Annotated in this window: 18 protein-coding genes and 2 pseudogenes; 6 read left to right on the forward strand and 14 right to left on the reverse strand. The window is 60.0% G+C overall.

Annotated features, from left to right (window positions below):
- Nucleotides 1–34 precede the first annotated feature (34 nt).
- The 11 genes from PW947_RS16355 to PW947_RS16410 form a co-directional block, all read right to left on the reverse strand.
- Nucleotides 35–385 (reverse strand): DUF192 domain-containing protein, encoded by a 351-nt coding sequence (locus PW947_RS16355; RefSeq protein WP_299633394.1) that lies wholly within the window; start codon nucleotides 383–385, stop codon nucleotides 35–37.
- Nucleotides 382–1263: a type II secretion system F family protein gene (locus PW947_RS16360; protein WP_299633395.1), complete on the reverse strand. Its 882-nt coding sequence runs from the start codon at nucleotides 1261–1263 to the stop codon at nucleotides 382–384. Before PW947_RS16360 ends, PW947_RS16355 begins: the two co-directional genes overlap by 4 nt.
- Before the next feature lie 3 nt (nucleotides 1264–1266).
- Nucleotides 1267–2115 (reverse strand): type II secretion system F family protein, encoded by an 849-nt coding sequence (locus tag PW947_RS16365; RefSeq protein WP_299633396.1) that lies wholly within the window; start codon nucleotides 2113–2115, stop codon nucleotides 1267–1269.
- Nucleotides 2116–2125: 10 nt separating this feature from the next.
- The gene (locus PW947_RS16370) at nucleotides 2126–4027 is read right to left on the reverse strand and encodes an ATPase, T2SS/T4P/T4SS family (protein ID WP_299633397.1); all 1902 of its coding nucleotides are present in this window, start codon (nucleotides 4025–4027) and stop codon (nucleotides 2126–2128) included.
- Nucleotides 4028–4044: 17 nt separating this feature from the next.
- On the reverse strand, nucleotides 4045–4929 hold the full coding sequence (locus tag PW947_RS16375; protein WP_366146130.1) for a hypothetical protein: 885 nt from the start codon (nucleotides 4927–4929) through the stop codon (nucleotides 4045–4047).
- Nucleotides 4839–5762 (reverse strand): pilus assembly protein N-terminal domain-containing protein, encoded by a 924-nt coding sequence (locus PW947_RS16380; protein ID WP_299633399.1) that lies wholly within the window; start codon nucleotides 5760–5762, stop codon nucleotides 4839–4841. Before PW947_RS16380 ends, PW947_RS16375 begins: the two co-directional genes overlap by 91 nt.
- A 23-nt stretch (nucleotides 5763–5785) precedes the next feature.
- Nucleotides 5786–6997 carry a Flp pilus assembly protein CpaB gene (gene cpaB, locus PW947_RS16385; protein WP_366146127.1) on the reverse strand — a complete coding sequence of 404 codons (1212 nt, stop codon included), beginning with the start codon at nucleotides 6995–6997 and terminating at the stop codon, nucleotides 5786–5788.
- An 83-nt stretch (nucleotides 6998–7080) separates the two neighbouring features.
- Complete coding sequence (locus PW947_RS16395; RefSeq protein ID WP_299633401.1) at nucleotides 7081–7794, reverse strand: hypothetical protein; 714 nt, start codon at nucleotides 7792–7794, stop codon at nucleotides 7081–7083.
- The gene (locus tag PW947_RS16400; protein ID WP_299633402.1) at nucleotides 7791–8693 is read right to left on the reverse strand and encodes a hypothetical protein; all 903 of its coding nucleotides are present in this window, start codon (nucleotides 8691–8693) and stop codon (nucleotides 7791–7793) included. Before PW947_RS16400 ends, PW947_RS16395 begins: the two co-directional genes overlap by 4 nt.
- A complete protein-coding gene (locus PW947_RS16405) occupies nucleotides 8690–10219 on the reverse strand; it encodes a pilus assembly protein TadG-related protein (RefSeq protein ID WP_299633403.1) in 1530 nt (509 codons plus the stop codon). The genes PW947_RS16400 and PW947_RS16405 overlap by 4 nt, the downstream gene beginning before the upstream one ends.
- A 24-nt stretch (nucleotides 10220–10243) precedes the next feature.
- A complete protein-coding gene (locus PW947_RS16410) occupies nucleotides 10244–10525 on the reverse strand; it encodes a pilus assembly protein (protein WP_299633404.1) in 282 nt (93 codons plus the stop codon).
- Between the two features lie 752 nt (nucleotides 10526–11277).
- On the opposite strand from PW947_RS16410, the pseudogene PW947_RS16415 reads away from it, so the two are divergent.
- The 6 genes and pseudogenes from PW947_RS16415 to PW947_RS16440 form a co-directional block, all read left to right on the forward strand.
- Nucleotides 11278–12525: pseudogene (locus tag PW947_RS16415) on the forward strand (ESPR-type extended signal peptide-containing protein); the annotation flags it as partial.
- Nucleotides 12526–12739: 214 nt separating this feature from the next.
- Nucleotides 12740–13168, forward strand: a pseudogene (locus PW947_RS16420) (hypothetical protein); the annotation flags it as partial.
- Nucleotides 13169–13255: 87 nt separating this feature from the next.
- Nucleotides 13256–13564: a hypothetical protein gene (locus tag PW947_RS16425; protein ID WP_299633684.1), complete on the forward strand. Its 309-nt coding sequence runs from the start codon at nucleotides 13256–13258 to the stop codon at nucleotides 13562–13564.
- Nucleotides 13565–13973: 409 nt separating this feature from the next.
- Nucleotides 13974–14582, forward strand: coding sequence for a response regulator transcription factor (locus tag PW947_RS16430; RefSeq protein ID WP_299633405.1), 609 nt, complete (start codon nucleotides 13974–13976; stop codon nucleotides 14580–14582).
- Between the two features lie 254 nt (nucleotides 14583–14836).
- Entirely contained in the window at nucleotides 14837–15457 is a 621-nt protein-coding gene (locus PW947_RS16435) for a hypothetical protein (RefSeq protein WP_299633406.1), read from the forward strand.
- On the forward strand, nucleotides 15454–16500 hold the full coding sequence (locus PW947_RS16440) for a hypothetical protein (protein WP_299633407.1): 1047 nt from the start codon (nucleotides 15454–15456) through the stop codon (nucleotides 16498–16500). Before PW947_RS16435 ends, PW947_RS16440 begins: the two co-directional genes overlap by 4 nt.
- A gap of 84 nt (nucleotides 16501–16584) precedes the next feature.
- Here the strand turns inward: PW947_RS16440 and acnA are convergent, their stop codons facing one another.
- From acnA to PW947_RS16455, 3 genes are read right to left on the reverse strand one after another with little or no spacing between them, the layout of a single operon-like run.
- Nucleotides 16585–19302 carry an aconitate hydratase AcnA gene (gene acnA, locus PW947_RS16445; RefSeq protein WP_299633408.1) on the reverse strand — a complete coding sequence of 906 codons (2718 nt, stop codon included), beginning with the start codon at nucleotides 19300–19302 and terminating at the stop codon, nucleotides 16585–16587.
- A gap of 40 nt (nucleotides 19303–19342) precedes the next feature.
- Nucleotides 19343–20794, reverse strand: a complete 1452-nt coding sequence (locus PW947_RS16450; RefSeq protein ID WP_299633409.1) for a bifunctional 2-methylcitrate dehydratase/aconitate hydratase — start codon at nucleotides 20792–20794, stop codon at nucleotides 19343–19345.
- Nucleotides 20795–20826: 32 nt separating this feature from the next.
- Nucleotides 20827–21330, reverse strand: coding sequence for a hypothetical protein (locus PW947_RS16455; RefSeq protein ID WP_299633410.1), 504 nt, complete (start codon nucleotides 21328–21330; stop codon nucleotides 20827–20829).
- Nucleotides 21331–21427 lie beyond the last annotated feature (97 nt).

Consider the following 21427-nt stretch of genomic DNA (forward strand, 5'->3'; position numbering starts at 1 on the left):
CGATGCGCGGGCTGCGATGTGATGGGTGGATAGATCACAATAGGGATTCAAGAACGAGTTGCTCGCCGACTACCATGCGAAGTTGACGCGCGCTTCCCGCTGTCATTTCCAGCGTTTGCGTCGCCCTTAGGCTAAGCAGCATTCGTCGTTTCGAGATGTCGTGGTGAATCGCAACAATACGGTTGTGCCGATCGAGAAAAATGACGTCGATGGCGAAGCGCATCCCGAATGTATGTATCGAACGGCAAGGTCGCAGCAACAGCGCTTCGCTCGATAACAGGCGGTCGCGCCCGAGCAGGCCACGCATTCTTTCTCGGGCCGTCTCGGTTATCGAGACCTTGATGCCGGTGTCGCAATCCTGGACGATCAGATTCGCGAACTTCACAGCAAACCTTCCTGCATGAATTTCATCACGATGGGAAATCCCAGCACGATAAAAGTGATCGGGAAAATGAAGACCAAGAGCGGGAAAACGAGTTTCACCGGTGCTTCCATCGCCTGTTTTTCGGCGCGCTGGAAACGCTCGGTGCGGCGTTGTTCGGATTGAAAACGCAGAGACTTCGCGAGTCCTGATCCCATTCGTTCGGCCTGAATAATCGCGCCGATCATATTCGTGATCTCCTTGATTTTTTGCCGCTCGTCGAAACGACGCAGCGATTCAGTCCGGTTCAGCCCGGATTTCAGGTCACGCAGTACGTGTTCGAATTCACGGCGCAGTGGACCTTCAGGGCCTTTTTCGACGGCCTTTTGAATCGCTCCGTTGATATTCAGTCCCGCTTCTACGCCAAGCGTCAGGAAGTCGAGATAGATCGGTAAATGCCGCTGAATCTGCGCGACATGACGAAGCCGAACGCTGCGCGTCCAGATGCGCGGATAGTAGTAACCAAGCACAGCCGCGCCGATCAGGATCCACAGCGAAAACATACCGAGGGCAAGCATGGAGCCGAGTGCCGTGAGGGCCGCGAGCAACGTCGAGATAATCGACAAGGCAACGAACTGGCGCGCAGTCATCAGAAATAGCAGAGACGTCACGCGTAATCGCGCTTCGGTGTTCGCTACGAGTTTCGCGCTAAAGCTGTCGCCAAAGTGGTGATCCACGAAATTGACGACCGGCCACAACAGACGAAGCGGTTTAGGCAACGGATCGAGATAGGTGCGGTCTTCGTCGGAAACGGCCGAAGTCAATCCGTTAAGCGACCTCAACGCAAGGAACAGGAACACGACAAAGCCGACACTGACAAGAAAGGCGATAAACAGAAGCATGAGTTACACGTCGATGTTAGTGATCTTGGAAATCGACTTGTAGCCGAGAAATTCCATGACGGCGATAACGCCTAGCGTCGCCCAGCCGACAGGTTCGCTAAAGAGAGGCGCCATTGCTTTGGGTTCGAGGAAGCGCAGTGCCACCATCACGAGTAACGGAAGTCCTGTCATGACGATGCCTTGCATGCGCCCTTGCGAAGTCAGCGCCTTGATTTTCCCTTCCATTTGCAGCTTTGCACGCAGCGTATCGGCGACTGATTCCAATGCTTCGGCCAGATTTCCGCCAACTTCGCGCGCAATCGTAATGGCCGCCGTCGCCATCATGAAATCGGGAACCGGAATGCGCTTTTCGGCATTGCGCATGGCAATGTCGAGATCGATGCCCAATCGAATTTCCCGCATCAGCAGTTCGAGTTCCTGAGAAATGGGCGCGGCAGACTCATGAACCGTGCTCTCGAGTGCAATCGGAAAACTCACACCGGCGCGCAATGCGCCTGCCATCATCAGCAATGCATCGGGTAACTGTTTTTCCAGCATCTCGATGCGCTTCGCGCGCATTCGCGCGAGAAACTTCTTCGGCAACATTAGCGCGAGCGGTATGGTTGCGATTGCGATCAGAAGGCTGTGGCTGATCAGAAACGCAATGACCGGTAGCGCGAGCATCGCGAACATGCTCCATGCGACCGTCTTTTGTCGATTGACGAACACAAACGCATCGGCCAACGACGACTCGATTTCACCCGCCATTTGCATTGAGCGGGTTTTGAGCGTGGATCGCGCGGTGCGGGCAATCATCCACGCGACGAAAATGCTGCCGAAAAAGACCAGCGAAAGAATAAGGGGAAGACTCATGGCCGATGTCTTAATCCGTTCGCGTGAAAATGTCGGTATTCACTGGAATGCGCCGACGAATCAGATCCTGATAAAAATCGGGCACGTATGAGGTCGGCACGAACTTGCCCTGGATCTTGCCGTCTTCACCGAATCCTTCTTCCCGAAACACGAAAACATCTTGCAGCGTGATGATTCCCGACTCCATGCCGCTGACTTCGGTGATGTGCGTAACGCGACGTGAACCGCAGGAAAAGCGTGTTTGCTGGACGATGATGTCGATTGCGGAACACACCTGTTCGCGAATTGCCTGAACAGGCAAATCGAGACCCGCCATTAACGTCATGACTTCGAGACGTGCAATGCAATCGCGCGGCGCGTTGGCGTGAGCGGTGGTCAATGAACCGTCGTGACCCGTATTCATGGCCTGCAACATATCCAGTGCTTCGCCGCCACGGCATTCGCCGACGACGATCCGGTCCGGTCGCATCCGCAAACAGTTTTTCACGAGATCGCGGATCGGAATGGCGCCTTTGCCTTCCATGTTCGGCGGCCGTGCTTCAAGTGCGACGAGGTTCGGCTGTGACAGTTGCAATTCGGCGGCATCTTCGACCGTGACGATGCGTTCGTCGTCGGGGATGTAGCCTGACAGCACATTGAGCAGGGTTGTTTTTCCCGAACCCGTGCCGCCGGAAATAATGATGTTGGCGCGTTGCTCGACGGCGGTTTGCAAAAACTCCAGCATCTCCGGCGACATCGACCCGAACTGGATTAAATCCTCGCCTACCAGCTTGCGCGTCGAGAACTTCCGGATCGTGATGCTCGGTCCTTTCAACGCCAGCGGCGGAATAACGGCATTCACGCGCGATCCGTCGGCGAGGCGTGCGTCGACCATCGGAGAGCTTTCATCGATCCGGCGTCCGATCGGCGTCACGATTCGCTCGATCGCGCCGAGCACCGCGCGGTCGTCCGTGAAAATCACCGGCGAACGGACCAGTCTGCCCGACTGTTCGATGAAGATCTCGTCATGGCAATTGACCATGATTTCCGACACGGTCGGGTCGGCGATGAGTTCTTCGAGCGGTCCGAGTCCGATCACCTCATCGAAGACGCTTTTCTTCAGCACGTCGAGCGGAATGTTGACGTTCCGGAAACTGCTGTCGTGATTGAAGATGTCGTCGAGCGCGGCGCTCACGGTTTTGCGCAGTTCGTTGTCTTCCATTCGCGCGACGTTGAGCCGACGCAAATCGAGTGCCGCGATCACCTTCATATGCGCTTGCTTGCGCAATTCGATGCCGGCAGGACTGTTGATCGGCGCGATGGCCAACGGCGGGGCGCTCGTCTTTCTGGCGCGTGCGGTATGCGCGCGCAGCGGTGGTTCAGACGCTGACGGTGCAGACGGGATGAATGCATTCGACGCATGAATCTCGTCCGATGCCGAACGCGCTGACGTAGTCTGTCCGGCTGGCGTGCGCGTCGAAAACGCCGGCAATGCCGATGCGTCCGGATTCACGGTATTGGAAATGACGATCGCGGCCGTCGTAACCGTTGGCGCGAAAGCAGGGCGTGGCGTTTCCGAAACCGGCGTGGCGTATGGCGTCTGTTGCGCAACGTACTCGTCATGCATCGGCGTGTGCGTTGGCGTAACTGCCCGTCCGATCTTGATAATCGTCGTGCCGATTTCAATCTGGTCCACTTCGCCAAGCGGCCCATATCGCGTCACCGGCGATCCATTGACGAGCGTTGCGGCGATACCGCCCTGGTCCTCGATATAGTAGGCGTTGCCGTCCCGCACGATGCGGGCATGCACTTTCCCAACCAGCATGCCCTTGACGACGACGTCGCAGCGCGCATCCTTGCCGATCGTGCAGCCCTGATCGATCTGGAACGGCCGGACGGGCTCGTTACGCGCGTGTACTTGAAGATTCAGCATCGGGGTTCTCCGTCAGATCAGTTGCCGGTGCCGAGCACGCCGACCTGTTGCGCCGGCACCTTGCCGTTGATCGCCGCAGGTGTCGCGTCGGCGCCGGTCGCAAATGCGGCAGGCGGATGCTGAGCGGTATTCAGCATGCGAAGCGCCTCGGCGACGCCAGCAGGCGGGTTCGATGTTTGTGGCGGCATGGGTTTCGGTTGTGGCGTTGACTGCTGCGGTGCTGGCATCGGCGCGGGAACGGGCGCTCTGACCGGTTGCGGTTGCGTGGGCGCGGGAACCCACTTCGAAACCGGCGACTGCGGCGTCACCGTTTGCACGGTCGCCGTGCTGCGAGTCGGCGTGGGAGCAATCGCGGGCGTCGGCCCGATCGGGCGACGGGTTTCCGGCGTCGATGCTTCCGGCGCATCGGCGAGCGGACTCGGATTGCCGTATCCGGTTCGGTACGCCTGATCGAACCGGTCGGCACGCGAAAGGAGATCGGTATTCGGCGACGCGGCCGGATCGGAAATCAGCGGCGTCACGAAAATGACGAGGTCGCTTTTCTTCGAACGGAAACTATCGGAACGGAACAACTGGCCGATGATCGGCAACCGGCCAAGGAACGGCATCCCGGAACTGTCGCTGAGCGCGTCTGCGCTGACGAGCCCGGAAATGGCCAGCGTTTCGCCCGCGCGCATCGAAATATCGGAACTCGCGTTGCGCGTCAGAAAGCCCGGCATGCCCGCATACGTGACGGACGGATCGATCTGGCTGATTTCGGTGACGAGATGCGCGGAGATGATGTTGTTCGCATCGACGCTCGGCTGGATATTCAGCTTGATGCCGTAGGTCTTGTACTCGACATCCGTGGTGCCGGTGCGCCTGCGCGCGGAATCGGCACTTCGCCACCCGCCAGAAACGATGCGGTCCCGCCGCTCTTCGTATTCAGTTCCGGCGCGGCAAGAATGAACGCATCGCCGTTTTCGACCGCGAAGTTGATCCGCGACGTGATGTTGGACGCGATGCCTGCGAGGAAGTAGTTGCCCACCATGCCGTCGAGGCCGGTGGCCTTGACGTGCGAGGCTTGCGTGCCCGCATACGCCTGGCCGCCGATCTGCGGTCCGGCGAACTGGCTATCCCACGCAATGCCGAGATTCTTCTGGCCGGTGCGCGTGACCTCCATGATCTGCACCTTGAAGTGGACGGTCTTTTTAAGCGCCTCGCCTTCATCGACCGTGGTGGTGTCGATCACGTTCTTCAGGTCTTCGGTGGCGGCTTTGACGACCGGCACCATGTTGCGATGCACGACACCCGAGAGCACGATATTCGAGCCCACCGCGTCGATGCGCAAACCCGGCACCGACTGCAACACCGCGCGCAATTGATCGAGCGAAGCATTGACCTCGCCCTTCGACACACGCACGGTGGTTTGCAGCGCAATGCCCTTTTCGTTCCACACCACGAGCGACGTCACACCCGGCGCTTCGCCGAGCAGCATCAGATTGCCGTCCACCACGTTTGCGGTGACCAGCTTGCCGTTGCCGAGTGCGATCCGCTTGATCGTGCCGGGCAGATGCAGAATGCGCACTTCGCCACGGAACATTTCGAGCACGCTGACTTTCGCTGCGTCTCTGTTCGTCGTGGAAAACGTGGTTTGGGCGAGTGCGACAGGCGCGACGTCGCACAGCAAAATACCGATCAGGACGCACGACACAGTCCTGCGACGAAACATCGTCGCGTTGTTCTTTACTTTCATGGTTGAAACCTGAGCTCTGTACTTTAATTCCGGTCGGACGCGCGGGGCGATACGGCTTTCTGCAGTTGTTGCGCGATGGCATTGGCCTGTTCATGGAGGCCCGGCTGTCTGGTTCCGCCAACCTGTTCTGTGGACGATGAGACGGCGGCCCCGTTCTGCGTGATCCCCGACGGCGCACCTGACGAACCGGATGGGGCCGGCGACGCGCCGTTGTCCGGAATCAGGATCGTGCTGGTCGCGCCGCCGCCCGCGATGATTTCGACAACCGCGCCGGTTTTTCCCGCCGAACTGCCGAACAAGGTGTTCTCGCTGACAACGTCGGGAATGTCGGTGCCGGTGTCGTCCGTGTTGCGGAGAATGAGGCGCAACGTTCCGACCTTTTGCGCCAGCGCGATGCGCGCGGCGTCGGAGGCCGGGACCTGAACGGTCACGGTGCTATAGCCGGCGCTCGCTTGCGGATTGAGCGGATCGTCGTTCGCGGATTCTCGGGATTCACGTGATTCGCCGGCGTCGCGCGGACGAACGTCCTGCCCTGTCGCCAGGATCAGCGCGTTGGCCAGGACCAGTTGCGCCGACTTCGTATCGTCGGGTGCGGATTCGCCTTTGCGCGTGACTTTCCCCATCCAGTAGATGTCCACGCGATTGCCCGGACGGACCATATCGGCGGTGGAATTGACCGTGTCGATTTCCAGCGTGAGCGCGCGCTGGCCGAACGGCAGGATGTCGGAGAAATCGCGCCCGCGCAGCGCGTCGATATCGCCGGCGCGAAGCGGCAGACCGCGCCGGACAGACTTGACCAGACGCGACGGCCGATACGTCTGGAATTCATCGACGCGAATCATGTCGTCGTAGACCAGATCCGCAGCGATTTCCCGCGACACGAAATCGCTGCTAGACAGCGGCGTGCCCGCGGGGACATCGCGCATCGGCACGACGACTTCGATGCCCGAGCGCGTTTTGTTTGCGGCCATCTCGGCCTTGAGCTTGGTCTCGCGATCGGTCAGGTATTGGTAGAGAACGAGGGTGAGGCCGCCGGCCACCAGCACGGCGAGCACCAGCAAAACCCATGAGTTACCCAGCAGCGAGCGAATCTTAATTTTCTTGAACATGACGAACCAGATTGACCTTGAAGGGTCAGGGAAGCGAAAGGGTGAAGCTGTAGGCGCTGAAAAACGACTTGAATGCCGTAACCAGTGCCGCGATAGGGGGAATCTGATCGCCGACGAGCAGCGCAACGACGAGCGCGGACGTGACCATCAGATACTCGGCGTAAGCCTGTCCGCGTTGCCGGCCGAACGGTACTGACGTGCGTGCCATTTCAGCGATTCCTTGTTGCGTTGATGACCGCATCGGTTTGCCCATTGCGGTCGGAAAAAACAGCGTCGATGTGATCGATGCCGCGCTGCATCGCAACCGTGTTGCTCGTGACTGGCGGCGCTTTGCTGCGTAAGTAGGACGGGGTTTGGGTCGCGCTCGTCCAACCCCGCGCCGTGAGCTTTCCGCGATACCGCTGCGCGTTGTCACCTGCACGACCGGCCAGTGACACGAGCCAGGTGCGGCCCGCCTGACCGGGATCGTGGCTTTCGATATCGGACACGGGCCGGCCGCCGTCCGGCAACGGAATGGCCGCGTCAGGAATCTCGCGGCGCAGCGTTTCGCCGGACAGGCGGACGACGCTCAGCAGCCCTTGGGTTCGCGCGCCGTCGGGTTGCGCGGGGATCGTGAGCACGTAGCTGCAGGTGTCGTCGAGCGCACTCAGAAAGCGTCCTGACTTGCCTTGCTGAAGCTTGGCCGGCACGCCTTCCTGTTTCCAGAAATCGCGAAACTGGTCCGATACATCGGCTGGCGAACCATCGAATTCCATACCGGACATCGAGGTCGGAACGCCGTTGACGATCATGTCCCGTCCGAAGGACTGGACATGAGCCGCCTTGACCGGTTGCTTGTCGCATGCCGTGCCGGCCTGTGCCGCGCTCGACAGAAGCGCGCAGGCAACCCAGCAGCCGGTCGCGATCGAGCGGGCGAATGTCATGGTGTGCGCGCGGAAGGTTGATAGACACGGTTATAGGGAACGACGTCCTGCTGGACGCGGCCGAATTCGAGCTTGGCCGTGCTGCCAATTTCCGGCGCGTACTTCTGCATGCTCAGGTAGAGCGCGGGATCGATCAGCGCGGTGTTCGCAGCGGGCACGGCCTGCGCAAACTGAGCCTTGGCGCTAGCCGAACCATCGGGTAACCACGTGTTGGTCAGCAATACGTTCGAATCCTGGAACGTCAGGCCGGTAAAGCCGCTCCACAGCCGCTGGAGCGTCTCGCTGTTTTTCGCGACCGTGATGCTGAGCGAACCCGACTGCAGGTTGTGCGTGGGCAAGTTCATCGAGGTTGAATACGTTCCGCCATTCGCTGTCCGGATGTTTCCGAATGAAGCGGTGTAGTTCGCGAGGTTTGCCGCAGGCGCGTCACCCGTTCCCGTGGACACGACGACGCTGCCGCCCGAATTCAGGAAAGGCGTGCCGCCGTAGTCTTTCCACATAGCCGGTTGTGCACCCGGCAATACGGGCGCCGCCCGGTCGCTGCCGAGAATGGCCGAGCCGTTGGCCGAGAGCATTCGCTGCATAAATTCGTTCTTCAATTCGAGATCGCTTTTGCTCACCGTCATCGCGGCGTCGCCGTATCGGCTCGACCAGTCGCGGTTGCTGCCCGGACCGGCGTTCGGACCGGAAGCCGAACTGTCCAGCCACACCGTTCGCTCCCACGCGACATATCGCGAGCCCATCAATGTCCGGTTGCGCACGTCGTTGAACTTGCCGAGCATGACGACCGCGAGAAGCAGCACGCTCAACACGAAAGTCGTGGCCACCAGCATTTCCGCGATGGCCTGACCCTGTTGCGCCGTTTTCTTTGCAGGCCTGGTTGTGTAGACACGTTTCATGGTTTCATCACCTGAGTGCCTTGGGATACCTGCGCGGCGATCGCGGCGTTGCGCTCGGACGCGCTGACGGGTGCGAGGCGCGCCTGCCAGTACGGACTGAAGAGACTGGGGTATTCCGCTTTGCCGTCGTCGCGCGCCCACTGGTTGGCGTGCAGCAGCGCGCCGCGGAGCGAGCCGAGGGCCGTTTCGTCAGGACGGACGAAATAGGCGTTGGCGCTGGACAGCGCGCGCATTGCTTGACCCGCACCGTTGAAATCGACCGCCATATCGCCGCCGCCTTTGAGCGCCTGGGTTTTCACGAGCGTGTCGTCGAGCCGTTCCACTTCGATCGTGATACGCGGGGCCGTGCCGGCCACCGGTGCGCCCGTGGTGTTCTGGTAAGGCAGAAGACCGCCGTTGACGGGGTCGAGCGAAGGGCCGGGGGTCCGTCTGAACTGATCCGCCATCGCGTCGGGCACTTGCCATCCCGGCGTCGTGCTACCCGTGTAGCCGAAATTGAAGTAGCCGCCATATCCTTCCCAATCCTGCCAGGCGGCGAACGGCGGATGGGTCATGAACGACGTAATGTTGCCGTTTGCACTGCCGCCGTAGCCTGCTTCGGACAGCAACGCGCCCATGCAGGAAATCGTGACGCGGGCCGTACTCGCGTCGATCGATTGCCAGCCGCTTTTATCGCTGCGCAACTGGGTGCCCCCGTCGTGCGTGACGTTGACGGTAATGCGGCTGTTCGCGCCGCATATCTTGACGGCGGAGTCGTCCAGTTGTTGATAGTTCGGCGCGACGCTACGCGTGGCGCCGCGATTCTTGATGAAGTTGTCGAGGGTGCGTGTGTCGGTGACGACATCGGCGAAGTCATCGGGGCCCGTGATACCTGCCGGCCTGACGGTTTCCGTGTACGACTTCCATGCGCCGAGCTGCACGGCATTGCGTTGGCTCGTGAAATATCCGGCGGTGACGTGCGTGTCCGCCTGGTTTTGCTGGGCGATCGCGTTGGCGGCGTCCGGCACGGCCGTGAGTGTCGCCGCGTGATAGTTGGCCTGAGCCGTGCTCAAAGCCCGAACGATCGACCCGATGCCGGTGGCGACCGAAGGCGTCAACGCATCCAGCGTGGCGCGCACGGGCGCGATGTCGATCTTGCCGAGCGCTTTGGGCGCGGTCCATCGGGACGGATGATCGGCAATGGCGTTCACGACGAGATCGTCGGCTTGCGACGAACCGTAGGTGCTGTCGAGATCGTCGATCCAGGATTTCAGCGCGACAGCCTGCGCAGCGGTGACCTGATTGGCGACCATCGCCCGGTTGGTATAGGCGGAGAAGTTGTAGTCGCGCGCCTGCATGACGGCCGCGCTATAGGCGGCGGCGTCGGCGGTGTTCTGCAGCTTGATTTTGGCGCTCGTCATCTGAAACGAGTTGAACGCCACATACAGACCGATGCATCCGATCAGCAGAAAGATGAGTGCAGGGACCAGCGCCTGCCCGCTAGCGCCGGCGACCCTAGCCCTGCCCTTGCGGGCAGAGGGTTTCATGTTGCGTATCCGAATGAACCGGGATTAGTTGCCGACGTTGTTGCTGTCGTTATACGTACCCATGTTCTTCGTCTTGTTCGCGTTGTCCGTAGCCGTATTCGCGTTCTGCTTCGACGTGGCGATGTTGCCCTTCGCATCCTGGCCCGACATTTCGACGGCGAGACCGGCGGTCTGATTGCGCAGCGTCTGACCGAACATCGAGTACACGCCGATCGCCGAGACGGCGATCAGCGCGACGATGATGATGTACTCGGTCATGCCTTGGCCACGCTGTTTATTTTTAATGCGGATTTTAGAGATGTTCATGATCTGTATTTAAAAAGTAGTTTTTGCAAAACAATGACTTGTGCCAAGGCACGGTGCGCCAGTGCCGGTGAATTTGATCAATACATAAATAAAGAGATTGTCTGATTTAAAAGCACGGGCAACAGTGTCGAGGCGCAGTATAAAAGTCAGGTTGTCCAACAAACCTGCGAAATTTCCGAATCTAAGTTATGCAATTCCGCAGTCGGGCTTTCGGTAAAGGCGGCGATTGGTCTTCTCGAATTTAAATGACATCCGGTGAGGATTCGTACGAGAGGAACGGCGTATACGAATGGGCGAAATGCCGTCATTGACGCGTTCACTGGGTGCGGAATTTCCACCACGCGCGGCGTCCACGGGCTTTCGTGCTTGCCATAGCTGGTGCTGCAAGTCGCCGAGATCGATTGTTTGAGTTTGCTGAATCAATTCGCCGTTCTCATGTTGGCTGAAATGTGTCGCAGAGTTGTTGCGAATTAAATTAATGGCGACGTTGAAAAACGTGTTGAATTTGTGCTGATTCAGGCTAGAAAGGTGCCTCTTGAGGGGTTCAGTTTTTTCGCAACTTCATTCGGAATATTCCTGCCTGGTTTTCTCGGATCCTGATTTTTAGAGATGAGGCTCGCAGTTAAATTTGCCGCGCGTGAAAAACTTTGGGTCGAACCGTAAACGTGCCGACCAGTTTTTTTGCGGGAAGCGTGTGTGCACGATTTCTCAAATCGAACTGCAAGCGGGGCTTGCCCTCTATTTAGGTATCTATGAACAAGTCTTATATCAGCGTATGGAACGACGCAACAGGCACGTGGGTCGCCGCGCCGGAGACCGCCAAGGCTCATGGCGGCGCTGGAACCGTATCGTCGTGTGTGACCTCGTCCGACAATCGTGAAACGGGCCGCTCGACGACCCCGCTGAAGGTGGCGTTTATGCCAATCGCGATGGCGATTGGGGTGGCGATGTTGCCGGGTACGGCATTCGCACAGGCGACGCCTGGGGTGGGCGGGCTGGAGTTGTGTCCCGGTAACGATGGAATGGGCGGTTCTTACGGTATGTCGGGTTCGAATCCAGGGTCGATGACCTGCGATGGAGAATCTCACACCGGCATGTCGTTCTCGCTGAACAATGCCGCAGACGCTAGCGGTGCATTTGGTTATGCGAGTGGTGCCATATCGGCTCGCGTTACCGGCTACGGAGATGGCCTCCTCGAGCTGATGGGCAACAACGGCATCTCGATGCTGAACACGGTCAACATGAACGATCACAAGATCACCGGGCTGGCCGCCGGCGATCTGTCCACGACGAGTACCGATGCCGTCAACGGCACTCAGTTGTATCAACGGACGCGATATTTCACGGCGAATTCCCCGTCGGACGACGCGTCGACCGACGCGCGTGCAACGGGCACCAGTTCGGTTGCCTCCGGGCCGTCCGCAATGGCGATCGGCAACAACGCCAGTGCGTTCGGTGCGAACACCAGTGCGCTGGCTTCCGGTTCGGTCGCGCTGGGCGCGGGCTCCGTGGCTACGCGTGCTGACGCCGTGTCGATCGGCTATCTGTCGGCAGACGGTACTTCGCAATACACGCGCCAGATTACCAACGTGACTGCCGGTGCTTCGGGCACGGATGCGGTCAACGTCAACCAGTTGAATGCGGCGATCGCGAGCGTGGATGGCGGTGGCGCTAACGCCGTATCGTACGACACGGAAACACACGACAAGGTGACGTTCGGCGGCACGAGTGCGGCCACACCGGTGACGCTGTCGAACGTGGCGGACGGCAAGGCGAACAAAGACGCGGTCAACGTCGAGCAGTTGAAGGCGATGGGCGCTGGCATCGACACGAACGGTAACGTGACGGGAGCGTTCGTCGCGTATGACAACGCGGCGAAAAGCTCGGTGACGCTTGGCGGTCCGGGTTCGGCGACGCCGGTTGCGCTGAACAACGTCAAGGCTGGCACGGTCACGTCCACCAGTACCGACGCGGTCAACGGCTCGCAACTCTATGGCGCGGCGAATAGCGTTGCCGGTGCATTGGGTGGCGGTTCGGCAGTAGACAGCACGGGCAAGGTCTCGAAGCCAGCCTATGCACTCGACGGCAACACGTACACGGACGTCGGCGCAGCGCTGTCGGCCGTGAACACGAAGGCCGGCACTGGGCGCGCTCGACTCGTCGATCGAGTCGATCAATACCAACGTTTCGAGCGCGACGAAATACGTCAAGATCGTGTCCACCTCGTCGAGCGCGATTGCAACGGGCGCAGAAGCGGTCGCGATCGGCGGTGCTGCGTATTCGAGCGCGCAAAACTCGGTGGCGATCGGGACGGGTGCGCGTGCAATCTTTGCCAATTCGGTAGCGATCGGTTCGAACTCGGTGACGAGCGCAGTCAACACGATTTCGATCGGGGCCAAGGGTTTGGAGCGCCGGATTACCAACGTAGCGGACGGTACCGCGCCGACGGATGCTGCAACCGTTGCTCAATTGACCGCTTTGCAGACGCAGCTCAAGTCGACAGGTTTGCGGTCGACCTTGCTCGGCGCTGCGCCGCCGGTTACCAGCTACATCGCTGTCAGTACGGACGTCACGGGCGGTACGACGACATCCACCGACAATGCACGGGATGCAATGGCGATCGGCCCGACGGCAACCGCAAACGGCGCCGGCTCGCTGGCGATCGGCGCTGGCTCGGGCACTGCGCTCGAAGGCTCTACGGCGGTCGGCTCGGGTGCAGGCGCGCTCGCTGTGAACACGACGGTTGTGGGCTCCGGCGCGACGACTAATAACTTCGCTGACAATTCGGTCGCAATCGGCTACAACTCGCGGGCTGAAAACGTCGATGCGGTCGCGCTTGGCACGGGTAGTCAGGCGAGCGGCACAGGCTCCGTTACGATCGGTAGCAATGCGTATGTGACGACGGCCGGGACAAATTCGCTGGCGCTCGGCGTCGGTGCGACGGCAAGCGCGGCCAATTCGGTGGCGCTTGGACTTTGCGCGCGGGCGTGGGCGAACATCTACCGCACCTTTGTCTACGGACGGCAACCCGTAAGGTGACGTGTTTGCCGGGCTCGATGAGTCCGGCAACTTCACCTGCGAGAGCTTTTCAGAACATTCGCGGTTTTATCGTAATTCCTTGGCTCAAACCGACACGTTGCTCGTGTCGGTTTGAGCCTTTTTCTTGGTCATTCGGCTTGCAAGGGGATTTTATTGCGACAAACGCATAATTGGTATGTCCGTCGATTGTCCATCAGCGAATGCCGGGAAATTATCGTTATGGTGGTAATGAAATATATTGGGAAATTTCCACGGGAAACGAGGAATAATCTGTATAGATATTAAGAGAATTTCGGTCGGACTGGGTGAAATGGATTTCGTGACTATTTGGTAACATTGAATCCGGTGCGGCGTGTGCTAATTCTTCAAGTTGCGCCCATTATTATTTATGAATAAATGGAGCGGCGAAATGAAGACAGTTTTAATTATCGATGACCATCCGATGATCCGCGGAACCGTCGCCAGCGTGCTCAACGCAGACGACGAGCTCAAAGTGATCGGCGAATGCGGAGATGGTGAAGACGGTCTGAAAATGGCTTTCTCGGAAAGCCCCGATCTGGTTATTCTCGATCTCGATTTGCCGAGACTCGACGGTTTGTCGCTGATCCGTCGTATCCGCTCGCAGAACGACGAAATACGCATTCTGGTTCTCTCCGCCAAGATGGAAAGCGTGATGGCGACGCATACACGGCTCGCGGGCGCGAATGGTTATGTCGGCAAAGGGCGAGAAATCGGAGAACTCGTCATTGCCGCCAAAACGGTTTTATTTGGATATGACTGTTTTCCTGCCGATACGATCAGCCCGTCAACCGAAAGCGATTTCAGTCGTCTGTCGCCTCGAGAAGTCGAAGTTTTGCAATATCTCGCGCGAGGCGTGAGCAATAAAGATATCGCGGCCCGATTATTTCTGAGTGACAAAACAGTCAGCACCTACAAAACGCGTATTCAGGAAAAGCTCGGACTCACCTCGCTCGCGGGGCTGATCGAGTTCGCGTCGCTGCATAAGTTGATTGATTGAACGCGTGTGAGAGCATAGACATGTTGAATCAATTGCGAATTTCGCGCGAGCGTCAGAAGCATGACGCGGCTGGATCGCCGTCGCGTGAGCATTCTGTTCGCAAAGCGGTCGTGTTGGGCGGGCTGGTCGCTTTCGCGGTGCTGTTTTTTCTGACGACGAGAGCGAATGCGGGGTCGGTCGACTATACGTTCGACGCATCGTCGCGCGGGCCGGATATCGGACGCGCAGCGCTGCTCGCGTTCGCCGCCTTTGCTGTGGGCGCGTTTGCCGGTTGGCGCGGGTTCGAGATTCAACGCAAGCGCGCCAGCCACCCGCAAAACGCGATGATCTCCACGGCACCACGCACCTTCACGGCGGACCGCGGCGAGCCGTCGCTTTCTGCGACGGCAAGCGCACCCATCCAGCGCGACGAACCGCCTGCGTCAGTGCGCAGCCTCGTCCGCACGCCTTTATTCACCGTCGTCGGCGGTTTGCGGATCGAGAGCAAGGTCACTAACGGTCAAGCGGCGGCGGAGTCGAGCGTTACACCAGTCGCGAACGAAGCCTTCGATGCCACTTATCTCGCTGCGTTGAAGAACGAGGGGATCGAGCTGCCGCTGTTCCTGCGCAACTGGAACCGAGCGATGGCAGACGACCTCGACACCGTAGACGCCGCTCGTAACGCGTATCGCGTTGCCATGCGCACCGCGCTCCACAGGATCAGCGGGGCGGCGGGGCTCGTTGGCGCACATCGTCTGATGGACGCATTGCGAGAAGCGGGCACGCCGGCCGTAGAACTGGACGATCGCACGATCGACGCGCTGATCGAACGTATCCAGTCGCTAATCACGCAGTTCGAGAAAGCGGGCGATCCGCTCTGGAGTCCCTCGCGATGAATCAACCCTTAGCTATCCAGGGTGATCTGTCGATCCCCGAGCTCTTCCCGTTCGGTGCGCTGCCGCCGCCGTTTGGACGCTCACGCGTGCACAGTGCGCGTCGTCCATCGTCGATTCCGGAGATTCCATTGCGAGCGCAGCCACCGCGCGCCGATCGCGGGCAGCCCGTGCGGCCACCCGTCGATGCCGGATGGCCGCGAGCCAATCCGGCTGCGTCGAGGGCCGCGATCTTCACATTCGAGATGGCGAAGCCGAAGGTCGATCACCGTTGGTTCGATGCGGCAATGGAAGAAGCGAAGCGCTACATGGCCGCCGACAAAGCGCGTCCGCGGTCGACGCGTTCGGATTACGTCTACGGCAGCGTGATCGTGGTGGTCTGCAGCATCGCTTTGGCGTGGCTGGTGGTGAGTTGCTCGATGCCCAAAGTGGTGCCGATCGACGCTGGGCCTGTTGCTTCGGCGATACCGCCGAAGGTAGTGGCGAGCGCGGTACCCATCGCTGCTCCGGTCGAAAAAATCGCTGACGCACAACCGGCACAACCGGCACAACCGGCACAACCGGCACAACCGGCACAACCGGCACAACCGGCACAACCGGCACAACCGGTCATAGCGTCCACGGTCGCACGGGTCGAACCCACAGCGCCCACGCACGTCGCTTCAGCCAAACCGGATGCCACTTCAGCCCTGCATCAGTCGCCACAAGTCGTCCAGACGCCGCCGAAGTCTTACGCACCACCGACGCTACCGCGACACCCAAACCCGACGGTCCCAGCCATATCGGTAAAGCCGCAAACCGCATCGAAAGTGCCGGTAGGCCGTTTGAGTGAAGCGTACGTGGCCGGACGGGTCGCAATGAGCCGCAGCGTCCACGTGCCGCTCAAGTCCAGTGGCACCAGACGACCAGAATGGGCCGGTAAAGCGTTGAGCGACGACACCAGCGAGCAGGCGGAATGGCGCGATTGGGCCGCCTACATGGGGCGGACGCCATCGTCGGTGCGCTGGTCGTCGCCGGCGGTCCAAACCGGCACCGCTTCCCGATAGGCACAAAAAAAAGCCCGACTAAAGTCGGGCTTTAAAATGACTGCATCCTCAAAGAGAACGCAGTCCCTGCAAAAAGTCTAAAGCTCAGGCTGCAAGCAGTTCGCGCAGAACGAACGGCAGAATACCGCCGTGCTTGTAGTAATCCACTTCGATCGGCGTATCGATACGCAGCAGAACTTGCACGCGCTTCTCGCTGCCGTCCTTCGCGCGAATCACCAGCGTCACTTCCTGTTGCGGCTTGAAGTCGTCGCCGAGGCCTTCGATATCGTACGTTTCTTCGCCGGTGATGCCGAGCGATTGCACGCTATCCGTACCCTTGAATTGCAGCGGCAGAACGCCCATGCCGACCAGGTTCGAACGGTGGATCCGCTCGAAGCTGCGTGCGATCACGGCCTTCACGCCCAGCAGTTGCGTGCCCTTCGCCGCCCAATCGCGCGACGAACCCGTGCCGTATTCTTCACCCGCGAACACGACCGTCGGCGTTGCCGCGTCGACGTACTTCATCGCTGCGTCGTAAATGGACAGCTGTTCGCCGCTCGGCTGGTGAATCGTCAGGCCGCCTTCGACGCGCGAGCCGTCGTCCTTCGCCGGGATCATCAGGTTCTTGATACGGACGTTCGCGAACGTGCCGCGCATCATCACGTCGTGGTTGCCGCGACGCGAGCCGTAGCTGTTGAAGTCGGCTTTCTGCACGCCGTTGGCCTTCAGCCACACGCCGGCCGGCGACGTTTCCTTGATCGAGCCTGCCGGGCTGATGTGGTCGGTCGTGACCGAGTCACCGAAGATGCCGAGTGCGCGCGCATGCTTCACCGCCGCGATGCTAGCTGCCGGCGTCATCGAGAAGTCCTTGCCGAAGAACGGCGGCTCGGCGATGTACGTCGACTTCGGCCAGTCGTAGACCTGACCTTCTTCGCCTTCGATCTTGCTCCACAGATCGCCCTTCTTCGTCAGTTCCGCGTAGTTCGCGCGGAACGTGTCGGCGTCGAGCGCGAACTTCAGCAGTGCGTTGACTTCGTCGCTGCTCGGCCAGATGTCGCCCAGGTACACGTCCCGGCCGTCCTTGCCCTTGCCGACCGGTTCCGTCATCAGATCGCGCGTCATGTTGCCGGCGATCGCGTAAGCGACGACCAGCGGCGGCGATGCGAGGAAGTTGGCACGGATGTTCGGGTGAATACGCGCTTCGAAGTTACGGTTGCCCGACAGCACGGCAGCCGCGACGATGTCGTTCTTCGTGATCGCATCGTTCAGTTCCGGCGTCAGATCGCCCGCGTTACCGATACACGTCGTGCAGCCGTACGCCGCCAGTTCGAAACCGAGTTGCGACAGGAACGGCAGCAGGCCGGTCTTCGTCAGGTAGTCGGTGACGATACGCGATCCCGGCGCCAGCGACGTCTTGATATGCGGCGCAACCGTCAGGCCGGCTTCGACAGCCTTCTTCGCCAGCAGGCCGGCGGCCAGCAGCACGCTCGGGTTCGACGTGTTCGTGCACGACGTGATCGCGGCGATCAGGATGTCGCCGTTCTTCACGTTGACGTTGTTCGTCGTCGTGTATTGCGTGGCGAGGTCTTCTGGCTTCTTCGCAAAACCGTTTTCCGCGACCGGCTTCGAGAACAGGTCCGTGAAGGTCGACTTCACGTTGGTGATTTCGATGCGGTCTTGCGGACGCTTCGGACCTGCCAGCGACGGTGCGACCGTGCCCAGATCCAGCGTGACGACCTTTGTGTAGTCGATTTCGCCGGTCTTCGGCACGCCGAACAGGTTTTGCGCCTTGAAGTAGTTCTCGAATGCCGAGATTTCTGCGTCGGTGCGGCCCGTGCCCTTGAAGTAGTCGATGGTTTTTTCGTCGACCGGGAAGAAGCCCATCGTTGCGCCGTATTCCGGTGCCATGTTGCCGATGGTTGCGCGGTCCGGCAGCGACAGCGACTTCGTGCCTTCGCCGAAGAATTCGACGAACTTGCCGACGACCTTCTCCTTACGCAGCAGTTCGGTAATGGTCAGCACGAGGTCGGTTGCCGTCACGCCTTCGCGGATCTTGCCCTTCAGCTCGACGCCGACGACGTCAGGCGTCAGGAAGTACACCGGCTGGCCGAGCATGCCCGCTTCCGCTTCGATGCCGCCCACGCCCCAACCCACCACGCCGATACCGTTGATCATGGTGGTGTGGCTGTCGGTGCCGACCAGCGAATCCGGGTAGTACACGGTATCCGTGCCATCGGCCTTCTTGTGCACGCCGCGTGCGAGGTACTCCAGGTTCACCTGGTGAACGATGCCCACGCCCGGCGGCACGACCTTGAACGTGTCGAATGCCTGCATGCCCCACTTCATGAACTGGTAGCGCTCGTTATTGCGCTGGAATTCCAGTTTCATGTTCAGATCGAGTGCGTCTTTCTGACGGAAATAATCGATCTGAACCGAGTGATCCACCACCAGATCGACCGGGACCAGCGGCTCGATCGACTTCGGATTCTTGCCCGCGCGTTGCGCGACGCCGCGCATTGCAGCGATGTCGGCGAGCAGCGGCACACCGGTAAAGTCTTGCAGCACGACGCGCGACACGACGAACGGGATTTCGTCGACGCGCGCGGCGGTCGGCTTCCAGTTGGCCAGTTGCGTAATGTGTTCTTCGGCGATCTTCTTGCCGTCGTAGTTACGCAGCACCGATTCCAGAACGATCCGGATCGACACCGGCAGGCGTTCGATCTTGACGTTCAGTGCCTTACCAAGCTGAGGCAGCGAATAGAACCGGGCTTTGCCGGAACCGCTATCGAATTCCTTGAGCGTTTTGTGGAGGTTGTGGGCCATAGTGTTTTCCTTGGTTTGATCGCGGAACTACAGTTCTGAACTAGATGACGTACAGATCGACGTATTCATTGACGGGCATTGCTTCGAGCGCTGCCTGATCAAGCGACACATCGAGAATCGCTTTTTGCTGCTTGACCGGAAACCGACGGGCGAGGTTGGTCTTGAACTTCTCGACCAGCAACGGAATGCCATCGGCCCGGCGACGCTTGTGTCCGATCGGATATTCGACGACTACTTCTTCGAACGTCGAGCCGTCGATGAGTTCGACGCTCAACGCGTTGGCGATCGAGCGCTTGTCCGGATCGTGATAATCCTTCGTGAACTGCGGGTCTTCCACGCACTGCATCTTGCCGCGCAACCCGTCGATGCGCGGGTCTTGCGCGACGGCATCTTCGTAGTCGGCTGCCGTGAGGCGGCCGTGGATCAACGGCACGGCGATCATGTACTGGATGCAGTGATCGCGATCCGCCGGATTGTCCAGCGGACCGGTTTTATCGATGATCCGGAGGGCCGCTTCGTGCGTGCGGATCGTGATTTTCGCGATCTCGTCGACGCGGCGGCCCTTCGCGGCGAGTTGCGCGTGCAGGCGCATCGCGGCTTCCACGGCGGTCTGCGCGTGAAATTCTGCCGGAAAAGAAATCTTGAACAGCACGTTTTCCATCACGTACGTGCCGTACGGCCGCTGAAACGTGAACGCGTGACCGTTGAACAGCACGTCGTAAAAGCCCCACGTCTTCGCCGTCAGCACCGACGGATAGCCCATCTCGCCGGTCTTTGCGATCAACGCCAGCCGCACCGCGCGCGAGGTGGCGTCGCCGGCGGCCCACGACTTGCGCGAACCGGTATTCGGCGCGTGGCGGTACGTGCGCAGCGCCTGGCCATCGACCAGCACCAGCGATACCGCATTGATCAGTTCGTCGCGCGTGAGCCCGATCAACTGGCCGACCACGGCCGTCGACGCCAGCTTCACCAGCACGACGTGATCCAGCCCGACCTTGTTGAACGCGTTTTCCAGCGCGATACAGCCTTGAATTTCGTGCGCCTTGATCATCGCGATCAGGACGTCTTTCATCGTCAACGGCGGTTTGCCATTGGCGACGGCGTTGCGCGACAGCCAGTCTGCGGTAGCGAGAATGCCGCCGAGGTTATCGGACGGATGACCCCATTCGGCCGCGAGCCAGGTGTCGTTGAAATCGAGCCAGCGGATCATCGTGCCGATGTCGAACGCGGCCTTCACCGGATCGAGCTGGAGCGGCGTGCCCGGCACCCTGGCGCCGTTGGGGACGATCGTGCCCGGCACGATCGGTCCCATCAGCTTGGTGCAGGCGGGGTAGGTCAGCGCTTCGAGTCCGCAACCGAGCGTGTCGATCAGGCAGTTTCGCGCCGTTTCGAGCGCGAGCGTGCTGTCGATCGCGTAGTTGAGAACGTAATCGACGATATCGACCAAAACTTGGTCCGGCGCGGGCCGGACGTTGGAAATCGGTGCAGACATCGGAGCTTTCCTGACTTTCCTGATGCGGATGCTTAGTTCGTCTTGATCAGCTGGTTCGACTGCGTCGGCGCCGGTGCGCCTTGTTGCATTTCAGCGGTCTTGCATTCGTCGGCGAGGCGCGAGCCGTCGCTATCCGAGAACAACATGGCCTTGGTCGGAATCACGACCAGATCCATGCCGGTTGCCAGATCGTGAAAACGGTCTGCGCCGGTGGTGGTGTCCTGACGCGGCAGGTTGTAATTCTTGTTCGCCCAGTGAACCGTGACGATCTGGTCACGCTTCATGTCGCCCTTCAGGTCGAACGACAGACCTTCGTTGCACGACCACTTCACTGCGCCGTCCGGAACCGGATCGACCTTCGCTTCCTTGGCCGGATTCGGTTTGCGCTTGATCAGGCGCTTCGGTGCCGGACGCTTCGGCTTCGCGGCGGCAGCTTTTTTGGTCGTCGTCGGTTGTTGGGCGTTAGCATCGGTCACGACGGTCAGCATCGACGTGGACAGGACGCCGACAACGGCGGCGATCAGCAATTTATTCATGTACAGAACCTTTCTATCGGATAACAGTTGAACGTGCGCGGAACGCGTCGTACGCGACCGCCAGGGTTGAACTGCACGCGCCCTGAAAGCGCGCAGC

It is taken from the genome of Paraburkholderia sp. (assembly GCF_028283785.1).
In the GTDB taxonomy this organism is placed as follows: domain Bacteria; phylum Pseudomonadota; class Gammaproteobacteria; order Burkholderiales; family Burkholderiaceae; genus Paraburkholderia.